Annotated in this window: 18 protein-coding genes; 12 read left to right on the top strand and 6 right to left on the bottom strand. The window is 73.8% G+C overall.

The genetic code is table 11. From position 1 onward, the window contains the following. The first annotated feature begins 4 nt into the window (after nucleotides 1–4). Both ABT006_RS13115 and ABT006_RS13110 read left to right on the top strand, forming a co-directional pair. Entirely contained in the window at nucleotides 5–907 is a 903-nt protein-coding gene (locus ABT006_RS13115; protein ID WP_350705923.1) for a carbohydrate ABC transporter permease, read from the top strand. Beyond that, nucleotides 904–1806, top strand: a complete 903-nt coding sequence (locus ABT006_RS13110; protein ID WP_350705922.1) for a carbohydrate ABC transporter permease — start codon at nucleotides 904–906, stop codon at nucleotides 1804–1806. The genes ABT006_RS13115 and ABT006_RS13110 overlap by 4 nt, the downstream gene beginning before the upstream one ends. Here ABT006_RS13110 and ABT006_RS13105 read toward each other — a convergent pair. Then, complete coding sequence (locus ABT006_RS13105) at nucleotides 1796–3028, bottom strand: RNA-guided endonuclease InsQ/TnpB family protein (protein WP_350705920.1); 1233 nt, start codon at nucleotides 3026–3028, stop codon at nucleotides 1796–1798. The genes ABT006_RS13110 and ABT006_RS13105 overlap by 11 nt on opposite strands. A gap of 150 nt (nucleotides 3029–3178) precedes the next feature. On the opposite strand from ABT006_RS13105, the gene ABT006_RS13100 reads away from it, so the two are divergent. From ABT006_RS13100 to ABT006_RS13075, 6 genes are all read left to right on the top strand, one after another. Next, complete coding sequence (locus ABT006_RS13100; RefSeq protein ID WP_350705918.1) at nucleotides 3179–4213, top strand: NAD-dependent epimerase/dehydratase family protein; 1035 nt, start codon at nucleotides 3179–3181, stop codon at nucleotides 4211–4213. 2 nt (nucleotides 4214–4215) lie between these two features. Then, nucleotides 4216–5223, top strand: a complete 1008-nt coding sequence (locus ABT006_RS13095; RefSeq protein WP_350705916.1) for a dihydrodipicolinate synthase family protein — start codon at nucleotides 4216–4218, stop codon at nucleotides 5221–5223. Continuing rightward, nucleotides 5207–6301, top strand: a complete 1095-nt coding sequence (locus ABT006_RS13090; protein ID WP_350705914.1) for a hydroxyacid dehydrogenase — start codon at nucleotides 5207–5209, stop codon at nucleotides 6299–6301. Before ABT006_RS13095 ends, ABT006_RS13090 begins: the two co-directional genes overlap by 17 nt. A gap of 75 nt (nucleotides 6302–6376) precedes the next feature. Further along, nucleotides 6377–7216, top strand: a complete 840-nt coding sequence (locus tag ABT006_RS13085; protein WP_350705912.1) for a fumarylacetoacetate hydrolase family protein — start codon at nucleotides 6377–6379, stop codon at nucleotides 7214–7216. After that, nucleotides 7213–8151: a GNAT family N-acetyltransferase gene (locus ABT006_RS13080; RefSeq protein ID WP_350705910.1), complete on the top strand. Its 939-nt coding sequence runs from the start codon at nucleotides 7213–7215 to the stop codon at nucleotides 8149–8151. The genes ABT006_RS13085 and ABT006_RS13080 overlap by 4 nt, the downstream gene beginning before the upstream one ends. Nucleotides 8152–8229: 78 nt before the next feature. Beyond that, on the top strand, nucleotides 8230–9084 hold the full coding sequence (locus tag ABT006_RS13075; RefSeq protein WP_350705908.1) for an SMP-30/gluconolactonase/LRE family protein: 855 nt from the start codon (nucleotides 8230–8232) through the stop codon (nucleotides 9082–9084). A gap of 182 nt (nucleotides 9085–9266) precedes the next feature. Here ABT006_RS13075 and ABT006_RS13070 read toward each other — a convergent pair whose 3' ends face one another. The 4 genes from ABT006_RS13070 to ABT006_RS13055 form a co-directional block, all read right to left on the bottom strand. Beyond that, nucleotides 9267–9833 carry a TetR family transcriptional regulator gene (locus tag ABT006_RS13070; RefSeq protein WP_350705906.1) on the bottom strand — a complete coding sequence of 189 codons (567 nt, stop codon included), beginning with the start codon at nucleotides 9831–9833 and terminating at the stop codon, nucleotides 9267–9269. Next, nucleotides 9833–10345 (bottom strand): FBP domain-containing protein, encoded by a 513-nt coding sequence (locus ABT006_RS13065; RefSeq protein WP_350706183.1) that lies wholly within the window; start codon nucleotides 10343–10345, stop codon nucleotides 9833–9835. The genes ABT006_RS13070 and ABT006_RS13065 overlap by 1 nt, the downstream gene beginning before the upstream one ends. 253 nt (nucleotides 10346–10598) lie before the next feature. After that, nucleotides 10599–11033, bottom strand: coding sequence for a hypothetical protein (locus ABT006_RS13060; protein WP_350705905.1), 435 nt, complete (start codon nucleotides 11031–11033; stop codon nucleotides 10599–10601). Further along, on the bottom strand, nucleotides 11026–12369 hold the full coding sequence (locus ABT006_RS13055; RefSeq protein WP_350705903.1) for a molybdopterin-dependent oxidoreductase: 1344 nt from the start codon (nucleotides 12367–12369) through the stop codon (nucleotides 11026–11028). Before ABT006_RS13055 ends, ABT006_RS13060 begins: the two co-directional genes overlap by 8 nt. A gap of 299 nt (nucleotides 12370–12668) precedes the next feature. Here ABT006_RS13055 and ABT006_RS13050 point away from each other — a divergent pair, with 299 nt between their 5' ends. Continuing rightward, nucleotides 12669–13730, top strand: coding sequence for an NAD-dependent epimerase/dehydratase family protein (locus ABT006_RS13050; protein ID WP_350705901.1), 1062 nt, complete (start codon nucleotides 12669–12671; stop codon nucleotides 13728–13730). Between the two features lie 111 nt (nucleotides 13731–13841). Here the strand turns inward: ABT006_RS13050 and ABT006_RS13045 are convergent, their stop codons facing one another. After that, nucleotides 13842–15317, bottom strand: a complete 1476-nt coding sequence (locus ABT006_RS13045) for a hypothetical protein (RefSeq protein WP_502890931.1) — start codon at nucleotides 15315–15317, stop codon at nucleotides 13842–13844. A 143-nt stretch (nucleotides 15318–15460) separates the two neighbouring features. Here ABT006_RS13045 and ABT006_RS13040 point away from each other — a divergent pair, with 143 nt between their 5' ends. Genes ABT006_RS13040 through ABT006_RS13030 form a run of 3 tightly spaced genes read left to right on the top strand, consistent with a single transcriptional unit; the run spans nucleotide 15461 to nucleotide 17483 of the window. After that, complete coding sequence (locus tag ABT006_RS13040; RefSeq protein ID WP_350705899.1) at nucleotides 15461–16135, top strand: glycosyltransferase family 2 protein; 675 nt, start codon at nucleotides 15461–15463, stop codon at nucleotides 16133–16135. Then, nucleotides 16132–16806 (top strand): TIGR04282 family arsenosugar biosynthesis glycosyltransferase, encoded by a 675-nt coding sequence (locus ABT006_RS13035; RefSeq protein WP_350705897.1) that lies wholly within the window; start codon nucleotides 16132–16134, stop codon nucleotides 16804–16806. The genes ABT006_RS13040 and ABT006_RS13035 overlap by 4 nt, the downstream gene beginning before the upstream one ends. Then, a complete protein-coding gene (locus ABT006_RS13030; protein WP_350705895.1) occupies nucleotides 16803–17483 on the top strand; it encodes a methyltransferase domain-containing protein in 681 nt (226 codons plus the stop codon). Before ABT006_RS13035 ends, ABT006_RS13030 begins: the two co-directional genes overlap by 4 nt. The last annotated feature ends 16 nt before the right edge of the window (nucleotides 17484–17499 follow it).

The raw sequence follows: 17499 nt of genomic DNA, 5'->3' as shown, positions 1-17499 counted from the left end.
CGAGATGGCCGTACCTGCTCAGCTGCCGGCCCGCAGGGCCCGGCGGGTGATCGCCCGGCGCGAGGCACGATGGGGTCTGCTCTTCGTCCTCCCCGCGTTCCTGCTGTTCCTGGCGTTCCGCTTCGGCCCGGCCATCGCCGGGCTGGTGCTCGGCTTCATGGAGTACACGATCGGCGGCGAAGCCGAGTGGACCGGGCTGGACAACGCCCGCCACCTGGTCGACGACCCGGTGTTCTGGCAGTCGCTGCGGGTCACCGTCGCCTACACCCTGCTGTACGTGCCGCTGACCGTGGCCGTGTCCGTCGGGCTGGCGCTGCTGGTCCGGCGCGGCTTCCGCGGCGTCGGCCTCTTCCGGTCGGTGTTCTTCCTGCCGGTGGTCACCAGCCTGGTCCTCGTCGCCACCGTCTTCTCCTGGGTGTTCTCCTCCGACGGCCCGTGGTCGCGGATCATGGGCTGGCTCGGCCTGCCCGACGACTCGTGGCTGGCCTCCAGCACGCTGGTGGTGCCGGCGCTGGCGCTGGTCGGCGTCTGGTCACACTTCGGGTACGGCATGCTGATCGTGCTGGCCCGGCTCCAGGACCTGCCCCGCGAGCAGGAGGAGGCGGCGCTCACCGACGGCGCCGGCCCGTGGCAGCGGTTCCGCTGGATCGTGCTGCCCCAGCTCAAGCCGGTCCTGTTCTTCCTGCTGGTGATCGAGACCACCGCCTCCTTCCAGGTCTTCGACCTCGTGTACGCGATGACCGGCGGCGGCCCGGCCCGCGCCAGCTACACCCTCGTCATGGCCCTGTACGACCAGGGCTTCAAGTACTTCGACCTCGGCTACGCCAGCGCGATCGGGGTGGCCCTGTTCGTGATGACCCTGGTCGTCGCCCTGGTCCAGCGGCTGGCCCTCGGGAGGAACAAGTGACCGCCACGAGCACCGCCCCCACGCCCGCGCCCACCACGCCACCCCCGCCGGCGATGCGGCGGCGTCGGTCGTACCGGGCGTTGCAGCCCGGACTGGCCGGCACCGCGCTGCGGTACGTGCTGCTCGCCGTCGCCAGCGTGGTCACCCTGTTCCCGTTCTACGCGATGGTCGTGTTGAGCCTGAAGCCGACCGCTGCCGTCGAGTTCCCCGGCAGCCTGCTGCCGTGGCCGATCGACCTCGACGCGTACGCCACCGTGCTCGACTCGCGGAGCATCCTGCGGTGGCTGCTGAACACCACGATCTACTCGGTGGTCAGCGTCGTCGCGGTGCTCCTGCTCGCCGCGATGGCCGGGTACGCGTTCGCGAAGAAGCGCTTCCCCGGCCGGGAGACGATGTTCTGGTCGTTCCTGGCGATGGTGATGGTGCCCTACCACGTCACCCTCATCCCGACCTTCATCCTGATCGCGAAGGTCGGCGGGGTGGACACCTACTGGGGGCTGATCCTGCCGACGCTCGCGAACGCGCAGGCGGTCTTCCTGATGCGGCAGTTCATCCAGGGCCTGCCGGACGAACTGTTCGAGGCGGCGCGCATCGACGGCGCGTCGGAGTGGCGGATGTTCGTGCAGATCGTGCTGCCGCTGTGCAAGCCGATCCTGGCCACCCTCGGCGTGTTCGTCTTCCTGTGGCACTGGAACGACCTGCTCTGGCCGCTGATCATCGGGCAGAGCGGGGACATGCGCACGCTCACTGTCGGCATCGCCTCCCTCCAGCAGGAGAACGTGCCGCTCAACGTCATGCTCGCCGGCTCGGTCGTCGCGTTCGTGCCGATCTTCGCCGCCTACCTCGTCGGCCAGCGGTACTTCACCGAGGGCGTCACGATGTCCGGAATCAAGGGTTGACATCCTCACCTCCCTGAAGGAAGGGGATTCCCTGGGTCGCCCCAAAGTTTTCCTGCTTCACCGCCGGCCGCCCCGTCCGGGAGGACTCCCGTTGAGGTCTTACACCAGCTCCACAGGCAGACACCGCCAGCCCGGCGGCCAGAATGTTGCGCGCCGCGGTCACGTCCCGATCGTGGACAGCACCGCATCGGCACGCCCACGTCCGCACGTCCAGCGGCATCCTCTCGGCCAGCGCCCCGCAGGCCGAGCACAGCTTGGAGGACGGAAACCAGCGGTCGACCGTGATCAGCTCACGGCCGTACCAGTCGGCTTTGTACTCCAGCATCGTGCGGAACTGCCGCCACGCCGCGTCCGAGATGGCGCGGGCCAGGCGGTGGTTACGGAGCATGTTCCGCACGGTCAGATCCTCGATCACGATCGTTTGCGTCTCACGAACGAGTCGAGTGGTCAACTTGTGCAGGTAGTCCCGTCGCCGGTCGGCGATGCGGGCGTGAACCCGGGCCGCCCTGAGCCGGGCTTTGGCCCGGTTCGCCGAGCCTTTCTCCTTGCGGGACAGGTCCCGCTGGGCGCGGGCAAGTCGGGCCCGGTCGGCGCGTTCGTGCCGGGGGTTGACGATCTTCTCGCCGGTGGAGAGAGTGAGCAGGCTGTCGAGTCCGGCGTCTACCCCGACGGCGGCGTTCGCGGCCGGGGCGTCCGGGATCACGTCATCGCAGAGCAGGGACACGAACCAGCGGCCAGCCGCGTCCTGGGAGACGGTCACCGTGGACGGCGTCGAACCCTCGGGCAGGGGGCGCGACCACACGATGTCCAGCGGCTCGGGCATCTTCGCCAGGGTGAGCTTCCCGTCTCGGTAGCGAAACGCGCTGGTGGTGTACTCCGCCGACCGGCGAGATCTTTTCTTGCTCTTGAAGGTGGGGTAACCGGCCCGCTTGGCGAAGAAGTTCGTGAATGCCGCCTGCAAGTGGCGCAGCGCCTGCTGCAACGGCACGGAGGAAACCTCGTTGAGGTAGGCCAGTTCCTCAGTCTTCTTCCAGGCGGTCAGCATCGCCGAGGTGGCGTTGTAATTGACCCGTTCCTGCCGCAGCGTCCACGCCTCGGTACGGGCGGCCAACGCCAGGTTGTAGACCTTCCGGACACAGCCGAACGTGCGCTCAAGCTCAGCGGCTTGCGCCCCGGTCGGGTAGAAGCGGTACTTGAAAGCCCGCTTCACGCTCCTGGACACGGCTCACATATTCGCACATCTGTTTGTAAACCTGCGACGCCATGCGGGTAGACGCCGATCCGCCCTTGACGGCGAATCGACTTTTCTACCTGCTCCGCAGAGTTTCCGTTTCCCTCCTGCCTGAAGGCGGGGTATCCACGAAGGAATCCGATGAGAAGACCAGTGTTCAACAGTGAGTCCGAGTTGGAGGACCGGCTGACCCGGCCGTCGGCGGCGCTCGTCGCCGACCTGGCCGGCGACTCCGGCGACCTGGTGGTGCTCGGCGCCGGGGGCAAGATGGGCCCGTCGCTGTGCCGGCTGGCCCGCCGGGGGCTCGACGCCGCCGGCCGCACCGGCGACCGGGTGTACGCGGTGTCGCGCTGGTCGGACCGGGCGGCGGCCGACGCGCTGGCCGCCGACGGGGTGGAGCCGGTGGCGTTCGACCTGCTGGGCGACGGCGACCTGGGCGGCCTGCCCGACGCCCGCGACGTGATCTTCATGGTGGGCGCGAAGTTCGGCACCGCCACCGCCCCCCACCTGGCCTGGATGGTCAACGCGGTGCTGCCCGCCGCGGTGGCCCGCCGCTACCCGGCCGCCCGGATCGCCGCGTTCTCCACCGGCAACGTCTACCCGATGGTGCCGGTGGCCTCCGGCGGCTGCGTGGAGACCGACCCGACCGGCCCGGTCGGCGACTACGCGATGAGCTGCCTCGGCCGCGAGCAGGTCTTCGCGCACGCCGCCGCGACCCGGGGCACCCCGGTCGCGGTGCTGCGGCTCAACTACGCCGTCGACCTGCGCTACGGGGTGCTCGCCGACATCGGGCAGGCGGTGCTGGCCGGCGACCCGGTCGACGTCACCACCGGCCACGTCAACGTGGTCTGGCAGGGCTACGCCAACGAGGTCGCCCTGCGGGCACTGCGGCACGCCAGCGCCGACGTGTGCACCCTGAACCTGACCGGCCCGGAGACCGCGCCGGTACGCCGGATCGCCGCCCGGTTCGGCGCGCACCTGGGCAGGCCGGTGACGTACGCCGGCACCGAGGCGCCCACGGCACTGCTCAACGACGCCACCCGCTGCCACGCGCTGTTCGGCTACCCGGACGTCCCGCTGGGCACCCTGATCGACTGGCAGGCCGACTGGCTGGCCTCCGGGCTGCCGACCTCCGGCAAGCCCACCAAGTTCGCCGTCCGCGACGGGAGGTTCTGACCGTGTCCCTGGAACTGCTGCGCGAAGGCACCGTCATCCCGGCGCACCCGCTGGCGCTGACCGCCGACCGTCGCCTCGACGAGCGGCGGCAGCGAGCGCTGACCCGCTACTACCTGGCCGCCGGGGCGGGCGGACTCGCCGTCGGCGTGCACACCACCCAGTTCGCCGTCCGGGAGGCCGGACTGCTGCGGCCGGTGCTCGCCCTGGCCGCCGAGACCGTCGACGCCGAGGCCGGCCGGCCGGTGGTGAAGGTCGCCGGGGCGTGCGGCCCCACCGTCCAGGCCGTCGCCGAGGCCGAGCTGGCGGCCGGGCTGGGCTACCACGCCGTGCTGCTGTCCCCCGTCGTGCCGGGCGCCGACGAGGCGTACCTGCTCCAGCGGGCGCGCGCCGTCGGCGAAGTGCTGCCGGTGATCGGCTTCTACCTCCAGCCGGCCATCGGCGGCCCGCGCCTGTCCCCGGCGTTCTGGCGGGCGTTCGCCGACCTGCCGTCGGTGGTCGCGGTGAAGCTGGCCCCGTTCGACAGGTACCGCACCCTGGAGGCGGTGCGCGGGATCGCCGCCGCCGACCGGGGCGCGGAGGTGACCCTGTACACCGGCAACGACGACAACATCCTCGGCGACCTGCTCGGCGAGTTCGCCGGCCGCCGGTTCGCCGGCGGGTTGCTCGGCCAGTGGGCGGTGTGGACCCGCGCGGCGGTGGCGATGTTCGACCGGGTGCGGGCGGCCCGCTCCGGCGACGCGGCGGCGCTGGCGGAGCTGACCGCCCGCGCGGCGGCGCTCACGGACGCGAACGCGGCGGTGTTCGACGCGGCGAACGACTTCGACGGCTGCATCGCCGGGGTCCACGAGGTGCTGCGCCGGCAGGGGCTGCTCGACGGGGTGTGGTGCCTCGACCCGGCCGAGGGGCTGTCGCCCGGCCAGGCCGAGGAGCTGACCCGGGTGAGCACCGCCTACCCGTGGCTGACGGACGACGACTTCGTCGCGGAGCGTCGCGATGACTGGCTCCGGTGAGCCCCCCGGGGCCGGCGCGGCCGGCAGGCTCGAGCCGGTGGACGGCCGGCCCGTGACCACGCTCCCCGGCGGGCACCGTCCGGTCACCGTGGTGTCCGTACCGGCCACGCTGCGCGCCCAGTTCTTCCCCGACCGGGTCGGCGACCGGCTGACCACCGTCACCGACGCCACGCTGGTCGACGACCACGCGGCACTCACCCGCACCGACCTGGCGCCGCTGCTGGCCCGGGCCGAGGTGCTGGTGACCTCCTGGAGCGTTCCTCGGCTCGACGCGGCCCTGCTGGACCGCGCCCCCGCGCTCCGGCTGGTCGCGCACACCGGCGCGTCGGTCAAGCCGTTCGTGACCCCCGAGGTGTTCGCCCGCGGCATCACGGTCACCCAGGCGGGGCAGGGCATGGCCCGGTCGGTGGCCGAGGTCGCGCTCGCGTTCACCCTGGCCCTGCTGCACCAGACGCCCCGCTTCGACCACGCGCTGCGCGGCGGCACGACCTGGAGCCGGGCGGAACAGGCGCCACCCCGGCACGAGATCCTCGGCTGCCCGGTCGGCGTCGTCGGCGCGTCCCGCACCGGGCGGGCGTACCTGGAGCTGGTCCGGGCCCTGGGGGCGGAGACCAGCGTGTACGACCCGACGCTGACCACGGCGGACGCCGCCGCGCTCGGCGTCCGGCTGGTCGGCCTGGACGAACTGCTCGCCGGTAGCCGGATCGTCGCGCTGCACGCACCGACCCTGCCGGAGACCCGGCACCTGCTCGGTGCCCGCGAGTTGGCGCTGCTGCCCGACGGCGCCGGGCTGGTCAACACCGCCCGGTCCTGGCTGGTCGACGAGGCGGCGCTCGTCGTGGAGCTGTCCCGCGGCCGGATCGACGCCGCGCTGGACGTCTTCGACGAGGAGCCGCTGCCCACCGGCCACCCGCTGCGGGCGCTGGCCAACGTGCTGCTCACCCCGCACCAGGCCGCCGGGACCGTGCAGGGTCGCCGGCGGCAGGGCGAGATCGTCGTCGACGAGATCATCCGGTACGTGACCGGTCGACCCCTCGCCCACGCGGTGACGCCCGAGATGCTGGCCCACACCGGCTGACCCGCCGTCCCCCACCCGATCCGTACGCGCTGGACCCGGGCCCGCCCGCGGCCCGCTGTCGGCAGAGAGGAAATCATGAAGTTCATGCGAATCGGCCCGGTCGGCGCCGAGCGGCCGGTGCTGTTCGACGGCGCCAACCACTTCGACCTGAGCGGGATCACCGCCGACATCGACGCGGCGTTCCTCGCCACTGACCCCGTCGAGCGCGTGCGAGCGGCGGGGCCGCTGCCGCTGCTCGACGTGACCGGGGAGCGGATCGGCGCCCCGATCGCCCGCCCCGGGGCGGTGCTCTGCATCGGGCAGAACTACAGCGCGCACGCCGCCGAGTCCGGGGTCGCCCCGCCCGGCGAGCCGATCCTGTTCCACAAGTCGCCGAACACCGTGGTGGGCCCGTACGACCAGGTGCTGGTGCCGCGTGGCTCGACGAGGACCGACTGGGAGGTGGAACTGGCCGTGGTGATCGGGAGACGCGTCCGCTACCTGGACTCCCCGGCTCAGGCGCTGGCCCACGTGGCGGGTTACGCGGTCACCAACGACGTGTCCGAACGGGACTACCAGTTCGCGGATCCCGGTGGCCAGTGGTCCAAGGGCAAGTCGTGCGAGACCTTCAACCCGCTCGGCCCGTGGCTGGTCACGCCGGACGAGGTGGGCGACCCGCAGGCGCTGCGGCTACGTTCGTGGGTCAACGGCGAGCCCCGGCAGGACTCCCGCACGGCCGACATGATCTTCGACGTGGCGTACCTGATCTGGCACCTGTCCCAGTTCACCGTGCTGGAACCGGGCGACGTCCTCAACACCGGCACCCCGCAGGGGGTGGCGCTGTCCGGCCGGTTCCCCTACCTGGCGGCCGGCGACGTGATGGAGACGGCGATCGACGGGCTCGGCCGGCAGCGCAACGTGCTCGCGCCCGCGTGACCGCCCCCGTCGAGTACCGTCCGGCCACGCCGGCGGACGTACCGTCGCTCTACGCCACGTGGGCCGAGGCGTTCCCGGACGCGCACGTGACCCGGCTCTACGCCCACGACCGCGACCGCTTCCGACGCACGTTCGTCGCGGTGGAGGCCGGAGCGGTCGTCGCCGCCGTCTACTACCTGCCCCGCCGGGTACGCAACGCCGCCGGCGGCGTCGACCTGGTCGGCGGCGTCGCCAACGTCGCCACCCGGGTCCAGGCCCGCGGTCGGGGTCACATCCGCCGCCTGCTCGACCTGGCCGTCGCGGCGATGGCAGCGGACGGCTGCGCCTGGTCGTTGCTGTTCACCGGCACACCGGGTGTCTACCTGAGCAGCGGCTACGACACGTTCACCCTGCGCCACCCGAGCGGTCGACCGGCAGCGGGCACTCCCCTGCCGCCGGACTGGACCGTGCGGGCGCGATCCCCGGTGGACTGGGCGGAACTCGCCCCCGTGCACGAGTCGTTCAACGCGCACCGGCCGCTGAGCACCGTGCGGGACGCCGACGACTGGCGGCTCCGGGTCCCGGTCTGGTACGCCCCACCCACCGAGCTGCTGGTGGCCCGGCACCGCGGCCGCACGGCGGGCTACCTGGCCGCGCAGTGGTCTCCCGGGCGCGTCCGAGTGGTCGAGGCCGCTGCCCGCCCCGACCGGCCGGACGCCCTGCGCGCCCTGTTCGGCGTCGTCGCCCGCACCGCCGCCGAACGCGACGTACGGCACTGTACGGCCCGGCTGCCGGCCGACCCGGCGATCGAGGCGGCGCTACCGTGTCTCCTGGCCGACCCGGTGACCGAGGCCGACGCCACCGGCATGGTCCGGCCGATCCACGCGGCACCCGACCACCTGGCCGCGATCACCGGCGCGCCCGGGGCCTTCCACTGGCCGGCCGACTATCTGTGAACACCGCACGAGCCGCACCCCGCCGGCGACGGTGACACGGGGCGGCCCACGCCACGTACGGCACACCAGGGAGGTCCGATGGTCGTCGCGGAACAGGTCACGCCGGCGGTCGCGGGACACGGCGAAGGGCCGGTGTGGTGCCCCGACGACCAGCGTCTGCGCTGGGTCGACATGCTGGTCGGGGACGTCCTGGCGCTGGACCCGGCCACCGGGGCGGTCAGCCGCCGGCACGTCGCCCCGGTGGTCGCGGCCCTGCGCCCGCGATCCGGCGGTGGCCTCGTCGCCGCCGTCGAGCGGGGCTTCGCGCTGCTCGGGGACGACTCGGTGGAGTTGCTGCCCGAGCTCTGGTCGGACCCGTCGATCCGGATGAACGACGGCGGATGCGACCCGCTCGGGCGCTTCTACTGCGGCTCGATGGCGTACGACGCCGCGCCGGGTCGGGCCGCGCTGCACCGGCTCAGCCCGAGCGGTGCCGTCGAGACGGTGCTCACCGGGCTCACCGTCTCCAACGGCCTGGCCTGGACCCGGGACGGCAGGACCGCCTGGTATGTCGACTCGGCCACCCACCGGGTGGACGCCTTCGCCTTCGACCTGACCACCGGCGAGCTGCACGACCGACGGCCGGTGGTCGCGGTGCCGCCCGACGCGGGCACGCCGGACGGGCTCTGCCTCGACGTCGAGGGCGGTGTCTGGGTCGCCCTGTGGGACGGGGGCGCCGTCCACCGGTACGCCCCGGACGGCCGCCTCACCGCCGTCGTGGAGCTGCCGGTTCGGCGCCCCACCGCGTGCGCGTTCGGCGGCCCCGACCACGCTGACCTCTACGTCACCACCTCCCGCCAGGGCCTGCCGGCCGACGACCGTTCCCCGGCGGGGGCGCTGTTCCGGATCCGACCCGAGGTGCCGGGGTTCCCCGAGCACACCTTCGCGGGCTGACAGCGGCGCCGGGCCAGCGGATGGCCGGGTTGACCACGCCGGCGGCGCCCGGTCGCTGGCCGCGGCGCCAGGCCCGATCGCGCGCCACGTCTCGCGACGCAGGTGACCGCCCGCCGCTGATCGGCGTCGCCAGGGGCGCTCGTCGGCGACCAGCACGTCGCGGTCGCCGGAAAGGGTGTGGTTCAGCGTCGGCCCGTCTCGGCTCCGATCGCCGACAGCATGACGTCACGAGCCGGCACGGGTGAATCCTCGGTGATGCGGGTGAGCCCGGCGAGCCCGACGCCGAGCATGAGGATCCGCCAGGCAGCCGTTCGCGCCCGCGCTGCCTCGGAGTCCCCGGCCAGGACCGCGGCGAGGACGTCGGTCAGCCGTGAGAGCGTCTCGACGTAGCTCCTCGCGACGAGGGGGCGCTGCTGTGCGTGTGCGCCCGCCTCGGCCCACCGCGCCAGCGCGTGCCCGTCCCCGTCGGTGCTCACGAGGTCGGCGAAGAAGAGCACGAGCGCGTCGTACGCCTCGAGGCCGTCGACGTTGCGCTCGTACTCGTCGATCTGCTGCGCGGCGTAGTGCCGCCAGGCCTCGGCGGCGAGCTCGTCGGTTGACGCGAAGTGGTGGTGGATCTGGCCCTGCGACCCGCCAAGTTCGTCCGCCACGATTCTGGCCGTCACCGCACTCAGGCCGTCGCGCTCGACCACGGCGGCCCCCGCCTCGACGATCGAACGGCGCCGCTCCGCACGCGCCAGGTACGCCATCACTTCCTCCCTCGTACGGTTCTCGGAGTGCTCGACACCGAGCGTAGGAACGCGACGGTACGCATCCGCAGCCCCTCCCTGCGCTCCCGGATGATCTCGTCGACCGGTGGGTCGAACGGTCCGAGGACGGGCGCGCTGTGCACCTTCGTGGCGCAGTCGAGGTCGGTGCACACGAGGATGCCGAGCGTGCTCAGCCGCTGGCGCTTGTCCGCAGAGGGGCGCGGCGCGGAGAAGAGGGCGACCTCGTTGAAGCGCCGCATGAAGTGGCACAGCGAGCACATGACCGCTCGCCCGCCGAGCTCAGCCCGGCTCGGGCTCTGGCGGAGCAAGGCACCCGACGCCGTGCCGTCGATGTCGGTGACCAGGTAGGCGCGCAACGGCGCTCGGGGATCTCGCCACCCGAGGTAGTCGAGCTTGCCCCACGCGACCTCGTCGAACCAGGCCGGCAGGCGGACCTTGCTCTCGACCGCGTCCAGGTTCGCGATCGCACCGCGCACCTCGTCCCGGCTCATGACCCGCACGACGTCACCTCCTGGCCAATCCTGTACACGTGTACAACTTGTAACTCGATACAAGTTCCCTGTCTACTCGATTTCCGGTGCGACCCACCGTGCGAACTTCCTTCGCCAGCCAGCAGGAGCGCTCACCTCGTCGACCCCTGCGTCGAGTCCCCGTCCACCTGCCGCGTCGCCGATCACCACAGAAGTGCGCAGGGCGTCGCGAGCCCAGTCGCCAGACGCCGGCGAAGCCTGGCCTGCGGAAGGGTCAGCGCCGCCGCAACGCGTAGAGCGCCGCGCTGGCGGCGAAGAGCGCCCCGCTGATCGCCAGCCAGCGGGCCAGCAGCGGTCGCGGGGCCAGGCCGGTCGCCGCCGTGTATGTCTCGTCGCCGAGACCGAGGATGCCGGGAAGGTAGACGAGTAGCAGCAGCCCGGCAGCAAGCGCGGGCACCCGCACGTGGTTCAGCGCCGACGGTGCGCCTCGGTGCCCTAGGGTGGCGCGCAGCCCCCGGTCGATCGACGCGTAGACCGGGAACAGGAGCAGGTCGTGGGCGATGACCGCGCCGAGGAACCAGAGCAGCATCTGGCCTACGGCCGGTTCCCCGGACAGCCGCAACGCGATCCAGCCCGTCACTGCGAAACAGCCGAGCAGGAGCAGCAGGTGCCAGGGCGCGGCGCCGTAGCCGCGCCGGAACTCAACCATCGGCACGTTCCTCGAAGGCGATCTCCCGGACCCACTTGGTGCAGTGCACGCCGGGCAGTGCCGGCACGATGATCCGCGCCGGGTAGCCGTGGTCGAGGGACAGGTCGACACCGTTGACCCGTAGGGCGAGCAACGATTCCGGGTCGCGGACCTGGTTGGGCTGCAACCGGGCCTGACGGAACAGGCCGCTCCGTTCCAGCGATCGGACCCGCGCCGGGGCGGACTCGGGCACGCCGACCAGGGCGGCGAGGTCGCGCAGCCGCACCCCGGTCCAGGTCTGCGCCGTCGACCAGCCCTCGACACAGGCGATCGGCAGGTCCGCGGTGTGCTGGGCCATCGCGAGCAGGCCGTTACGGTCCAACTCCACGCTGCGGCCGCCGCCCCGCACGCTGAGCCGCCAGTTCGCCCCGGTGTCGGCGGACCGGATGCCGGCTGCGGCAGCGCTGCGGTTCACCGGGAAGCCGTTCGGCCCGTCGCCGTGCTGCCGCCCCCGGGGCAGCAGCAGCGCGGTGCGGCGCAGCACGCCGTCCATGCTCTGCCCGACGGTCAGCGCCGCGAGCAGCAACGCGGCGCCCCCGGTCAGGGCCAGGACACCGCGTCGGCTCATCGTCGCCGGACCCGGGCGCCGGGCAACCAGCCCGTCCGGGTCCGCCGGCTCCGGTCGGGTCCCGGCCGGCGGGGTACGCGCGAAGCCCGGACCGCGCAGCGCGGAGACCATCCGGGGCAACTTGATCGCCACGTGGGTGACCAGGGCGGCGGTGAAGACCCAGGCGCCGTACCAGTGCGCGGTGTAGAAGTCGAACCCGAACAGGTAGGCGTACTGGATGTCGAGCAGGCCGGTGGCCATCTCGAAGAGGATCCCGCCGACCAGCAGCAACAGCGACAGTCGCTCCAACGCCTGAGCCGCCGACCGAGCCGGCGGCCAGTCGAAGAGCTTTGGCACCACCGACCAGAGTTTGGCCAGCACCACCGGCACCAGCACGATGCCGAGTGTCACGTGCAGGCCCTGGGTGACCCGGAACAGCCAGGCCGGGCGGGTCGGCCAGTCGAAGACGGGCGGGTGCAGCCAGCCCACGTCGCGGGGAAGGGCCTGGCCGAGGCGGGGACCGTAGGCGATCCAGTCCAACAGTCCGGTGATGATCACCAGCGGTAGAGCGGCAAGCAGGACGGCACCGAACACCGAGGTCAGCCACGGGCCGCGTACCGGGCTGCGCCAGGCGCCGGCGGCAGCCTCGGCACCCGGTGGGCGGTGCCGGTCCAGCGCCCGCCACAGCCGCGCCGGGTAGGCGTACCCCTGGCTGTCGGTCGTCCCGGCGGCGGGCGGCCGGGGTGGCACGGCGGAGGGCTCGGGCCGGCCGGACGCCCGCGTCGGCTCTCCGGGGTCGGGCCCCGGAGGCGGGTCTGGCGGCGGATCGGCGGGCACGTTTCTCCTGGCAGCGGGTCGTCGAGCCCGGCGCGGCGGGCCCTCGTGCAGCACGCTAACCGGTAGCACCGCCCGCCGGCTGGCTTTGCCGCATTACCGAAGGCTCACCGCCGGTCCGCATTACCGGGGGGCTCACCGCCGGTCCCTTTCGGAAATGCTGACGTCGACCCGAACCGGCCCGCGGGGCTATCGGTTTGACTAGCGTGACGGGAATGCGCGTACTCGTCACCGGCGCCGCCGGATTCATCGGATCGCAGGTCGCGGACCTGCTCGTCGCCGAGGGGCACCACGTGGTGTGCCTGGACGCGCTGCTGCCGCAGGCACACGGCGGTGCCCTTCCCGAATGGTCCCGCCGGCACGACCCGGTGGTCGGGGACATCCGGGACGCGAGGCTGCTCGACGACCTGCTGAGCGGCGTCGACGCCGTCTGTCACCAGGCGGCGATGGTCGGACACGGGCTGGACCCGTCGGACGCCCCCGACTACGCCAGCCACAACGACTACGGCACCGCGGTGCTGCTCGCCGCGATGCACCGGGCCGGAGTGTCCCGCCTGGTGCTGGCCAGCTCGATGGTGGTGTACGGCGAGGGGCGCTACGTGTGCGCCCGGCACGGCGTCGTCCGGCCCGCCCCGCGGCGCCCGGCCGACCTGGCCGCCGGCCGGTACGACCCCACCTGCCCGGAGTGCACCGGCACCCTCACCCCGGCGCTCGTGCCCGAGGACGCCCCGCTGGAGCCGCACAGCACGTACGCGGCCAGCAAGCTGGCGCAGGAGCACCTGGCCGCCGCCTGGGGCCGGCAGACCGGGGGCGGGGTGTGGGCGCTGCGTTACCACAACGTCTACGGTCCCCGGATGCCCCGCGACACCCCGTACGCCGGGGTCGCGTCGATCTTCCGGTCGGCGCTGGCGGACGGCCGGCCGCCGCGCGTCTACGAGGACGGCCGGCAGCGGCGCGACTTCGTGCACGTCACCGACGTGGCGCGGGCGAACCTGCTGGCCCTGACCGCGCCGGCGCCGGACGGCCTGGTGCCGGTGAACGTCTGCTCCGGCGAGCCGCACACCGTCGGCGACCTGGCCGCCGCCCTGGCCTCGGCGATGGGTGGGCCGGCGCCGGTGGTGGTCGACGGGGCCCGGGCCGCGGACGTGCGGCACGTGGTGGCCGACCCCGCTCGCGCACGCGAACTGCTCGGCTACACCGCCCGGGTCGGCTTCGTCGACGGGGTGACCGCCTTCGCTACCGACCCGCTGCGCGAGCCCGCCGCCGTGGCGGTCTGACCACCCCACCGCACCCGCCGCCCGCTGGCCCGCCCGGCGACTCCGCCGGCGGACCGCCCCGGCCGTCCCGGGTCGCGGCCCCACCCGCTCCCCGACGAGGTCGGCGTTCGGTCAGGAGACGGTGAACAGCAGGTGGTTCACGGCGAGGGCGGTCAGCGCCTGCCCCGCCAGCCACCAACGCCGAGCCGGCGCGGGCAGGTGCGCGACGGCGACCAGCAGCCAGACCGCGAACGGCAGCCAGATTCGCTCCACCTCGGCCTTGCTCATCCCGGACAGATCGGCGGCGGCCACGGCCAGCGCGGCGGCGGCCGGCAGCAGCACGGTCGGTCCGCGCCCCCGGACCCGCCCCGCGAGTGCGACGAGCCGGTGGTGCCGCACGAGGCCGCGCACCGCCGCACCACCCGGCTCCGGGCCGCCGGCCACCGGGACCGACGGACCACTTCCGACCCGTGTCACCGCCCCCCGGCCCGCCCGAGCCGCGAGCAGTGCGCGGCGCAGCGCCGGCCCGGCCACCGGTCCGGCAGCGAGCAGCAGCGCCGCCAGGTTCGCCCAGACCCAGTAGCCGTACGGGCGGTCGGCCGCCCAGCCCTGGTAGTAGCGCTCCACCACCAGGTCGTACCCCCGCCACCACTGAAAGCCGGCGACGGTGAACACCACCACCACCGCGACGACCCCGGCCGCACCGGCGAACATCGCGCCGCGCCGACGCGCCGGCCGCAACGCCAGCACCGCGAGGGCCAGTGCCGCAACCAGCACGAAGCCGTACGACAGGTACAGCGCGAAGCCGAGCAGCAGCCCGCCGGCCAGCGCGATCACGGGCCCCCGTAGCGCCAGCAGGGCCAAGCCGGCGGCGACCACACCGGCGAAGACACCGTCGGCGGAGGCGCCCACCCAGACCGCCCCGGGCAGCAGCACCAGGAACGGCAGCACCGCCCGAGCCGCCTCGCCTGCGCCCAGCGCCCGAAGCGTGACCGGCACGGACACCGCCACGGTCGCGCCGACCAGGACGCAGGCCAACGCCGCCGCCGTCCCGCCGCCCAGGCCGATCCGGTCCAGCCCGACGAAGAGCAGCAGGGCTCCCGGCGGATGGCCGGCGGTGTGGGTGGACCACGAGTCCGGCTGGAAGTCGAGGATCCGGTCGGTGAAGCCGACCAGCATCCGCCCGACATCGGTGACCCGCGGCACCTCGTGCAGGTACTCCGCCTGCGGAGTGAGCCGCCGGGCGAGCCCGTCCGACCAGCCGTCCACCAGCGCCAGGGCGAGCGTCCAGGCCACCGCCGCCAGGTAGCCGGCGAACAGCAGCGGACCCCACCGGGCCGCTCGGACCCACCGCAGCCCCGGCCCGAGCACCGCCACGGCGACCACCAGCGCGGCCGGGGTGCCCCAGCCCAGGTGCGGCCGCCAGGTGGCGTAGAGCGGGGCGGCCTCGGCGTGCAGGTCCAGACCCCGATGGTTCAACACCGCGCCGATCACCACGGCCGTGGCCAGCAGCGCCGCCTCGACGCCCAGCACGACCAGGTCGCCCCCGTCGCGCGCCGGGACGCGGTCGGAAACGGGCGAGCGGGAAAGTGTGGCACCGGGTCTCATGTCGACCGGACGGTACGGTCTGCCCCGCCCCCTGTCAGCCGAATCGCCGCTACGTCACCGGACGGTAAGAAGTGCCTGTCCGGTAGGCGTTCCGTAAGGCCGAACGCGGAACGGGTGGCCCCGCGCGGACTTAGCGTCGGGGTATGCCGACACCGATCGACGTGGTGCTGCCGTGCCTGGACGAAGCCGCCGCGCTGCCCGCCGTGCTGACCGCGCTGCCGCCCGGATACCGGGCGATCGTGGTGGACAACGGCTCTCGAGACGCCTCGGCCGAGGTGGCCGCCCGGCACGGCGCCCGGGTGGTCCATGAGCGCCGTCGGGGGTACGGCGCGGCCGTGCACGCCGGGATCGAGGCCGCCGAGACCGAACTGGTGTGCGTCCTGGACGCCGACGGCTCATTCTCCCCTCGGGAGCTGCCCGCCCTGGTCGCCCCGGTCGCCGGGGGCAACGCCGACCTGGCCGTCGGCCGTCGCCGGCCGGTCCGTGTCGGGGTCTGGCCCTGGCACGCCCGGGCCGGAACGGCGCTGGTCGCCGCGCTGCTGCGGCACCGGGGGGTCCCGCTGCGCGACCTCAGCCCGATGCGGGTGGCCCGTCGGGAGGCGTTGCTCGGTCTCGGCGTCACCGACCGGGCCTTCGGCTACCCGCTGGAGCTGCTGATCCGGGCCGCCGCCGCGGGTTGGCGCATCCACGAACTCGACGTCGCGTACGCCCCGCGTGCCACGGGCACCCGCTCCAAGGTCTCCGGCTCGTTCCGGGGCACCCTACGCGCCACCCGGGACTTCGCGACCGTGCTGCGCACCGTGGGGCGCCCCCGGTGACCGTGCTGCTGGTGGTCGCCAAGGCCCCCGTGCCCGGCATGGTCAAGACCCGGCTCTGCCCACCGGCGACCCCGGTCCAGGCCGCCCAACTGGCCGCCGCCGCGCTGCGCGACACCCTGGACGCCGTCCGGGACACTCCCGGGGTGACGCCGGTGCTGGCGTTGGCCGGGCGCCTCACCGACGCCGAGGACGCCGCCGACCTGACCGCCGCCGTCGCCGGTTGGCCGGTCCTGCCGCAGCGGGGCGTGGATTTCGCGGCCCGACTCGCGAACGCCCACGTCGACGTCGCCGACGCGTTCCCCGGCCGTCAGGTGCTTCAGATCGGGATGGACACCCCGCAGCTGACGCCGGCGCGGCTGGCCGCCGCCGTACGCCGGCTGACGGACGCCGAGGCGGTGCTGGGACGGGCCGCCGACGGCGGCTGGTGGGCGCTGGGGCTACGCGACCCGCGGCAGGCGGTGGCGCTGCGCGGGGTGCCGATGTCCACTCCGCGCACCGGCCGGTCGACGTGGTCCGCGCTGACCGGGCGAGGGCTGCGCACGATGCCGCTGCCGGTGCTGCGGGACGTGGACGACTGGTCGGACGCGCGGGCGGTGGCCGCGGCGACCCCGGGTGGCCGCTTCGCCCGCCAGGTCGCGGCGGTGCGCCGCGCCATGGTGGTGCGGGCATGACCGGGGACGGTTTCGCCGCCGCCCTGCGCGACCGGGGCGACAACGCGCACTGGCTGGTGCCCGCCGACGGACTTCGCCGCCGACTGCCGGTGCACCGGTGGCACGGGCCCGCCGGGATGGCAGAGGCGGCGGTGGTCACCCGCTGCACCGGTCCCACCCTCGACCTGGGTTGCGGCCCGGGCCGGGTGACCCTGGCACTGACCGTGGCCGGGCTGACCACCCTCGGGGTGGACGTGTCGGCCCGGGCGGTGGCGCTGACCCGGGCCCGGGGCGCGGTCGCCGTGCGGGCCGACCTGTTCGGCCCGTTGCCGGCGGAGGGACGCTGGGCACACGCGGTCCTGCTGGACGGGAACATCGGCATCGGGGGCGACCCGATCGCGCTGCTGCGCCGGTGCCGGGCGTTGCTGCGGCCGGCGGGAACAGTGCTGGTCGAGCTGGAGCCGCCCGGATCCGGCACCTGGCAGGGACAGGTCCACGTGGCATCCGGCCGGCACCGGGGCCCGACCTTCCGCTGGGCGTGGCTCGACACGTGCGCGGTGGCGGGCACGGCGGCGGCGGCCGGGTTGGCGGTCGGCGAGGTGTTCCGCTCCGGCCGCCGCTGGTTCGCCGAGTTGACCCGGCCGGAGCGTCCGGGCGTGCCCCGACGCGCACCCGTCGTGGCACTGCCACAGCCGTGATCTGTGCGGACGACGA

Origin of the sequence: Micromonospora sp. NPDC002717, assembly GCF_040295705.1 — a bacterium.
Lineage (GTDB): Bacteria > Actinomycetota > Actinomycetes > Mycobacteriales > Micromonosporaceae > Micromonospora.
The sequence above is the reverse complement of the archived record's forward strand: the minus strand, read 5'-3'. Positions and strand labels throughout refer to the sequence as shown.

What these genes read in the sequence shown, in the direction of transcription:
- ABT006_RS13090 (WP_350705914.1), top strand. Translation starts at nt 5,207, where the DNA reads ATGACTGGCTCCGGTGAGCCCCCCGGGGCCGGCGCGGCCGGCAGGCTC.
- ABT006_RS13045 (WP_502890931.1), bottom strand. Translation starts at nt 15,317, where the DNA reads ATGAGACCCGGTGCCACACTTTCCCGCTCGCCCGTTTCCGACCGCGTC.
- ABT006_RS13115 (WP_350705923.1), top strand. Translation starts at nt 5, where the DNA reads ATGGCCGTACCTGCTCAGCTGCCGGCCCGCAGGGCCCGGCGGGTGATC.
- ABT006_RS13065 (WP_350706183.1), bottom strand. Translation starts at nt 10,345, where the DNA reads ATGAGCCGGGACGAGGTGCGCGGTGCGATCGCGAACCTGGACGCGGTC.
- ABT006_RS13085 (WP_350705912.1), top strand. Translation starts at nt 6,377, where the DNA reads ATGAAGTTCATGCGAATCGGCCCGGTCGGCGCCGAGCGGCCGGTGCTG.
- ABT006_RS13070 (WP_350705906.1), bottom strand. Translation starts at nt 9,833, where the DNA reads ATGGCGTACCTGGCGCGTGCGGAGCGGCGCCGTTCGATCGTCGAGGCG.
- ABT006_RS13050 (WP_350705901.1), top strand. Translation starts at nt 12,669, where the DNA reads ATGCGCGTACTCGTCACCGGCGCCGCCGGATTCATCGGATCGCAGGTC.
- ABT006_RS13030 (WP_350705895.1), top strand. Translation starts at nt 16,803, where the DNA reads ATGACCGGGGACGGTTTCGCCGCCGCCCTGCGCGACCGGGGCGACAAC.
- ABT006_RS13040 (WP_350705899.1), top strand. Translation starts at nt 15,461, where the DNA reads ATGCCGACACCGATCGACGTGGTGCTGCCGTGCCTGGACGAAGCCGCC.
- ABT006_RS13100 (WP_350705918.1), top strand. Translation starts at nt 3,179, where the DNA reads ATGAGAAGACCAGTGTTCAACAGTGAGTCCGAGTTGGAGGACCGGCTG.
- ABT006_RS13060 (WP_350705905.1), bottom strand. Translation starts at nt 11,033, where the DNA reads ATGGTTGAGTTCCGGCGCGGCTACGGCGCCGCGCCCTGGCACCTGCTG.
- ABT006_RS13075 (WP_350705908.1), top strand. Translation starts at nt 8,230, where the DNA reads ATGGTCGTCGCGGAACAGGTCACGCCGGCGGTCGCGGGACACGGCGAA.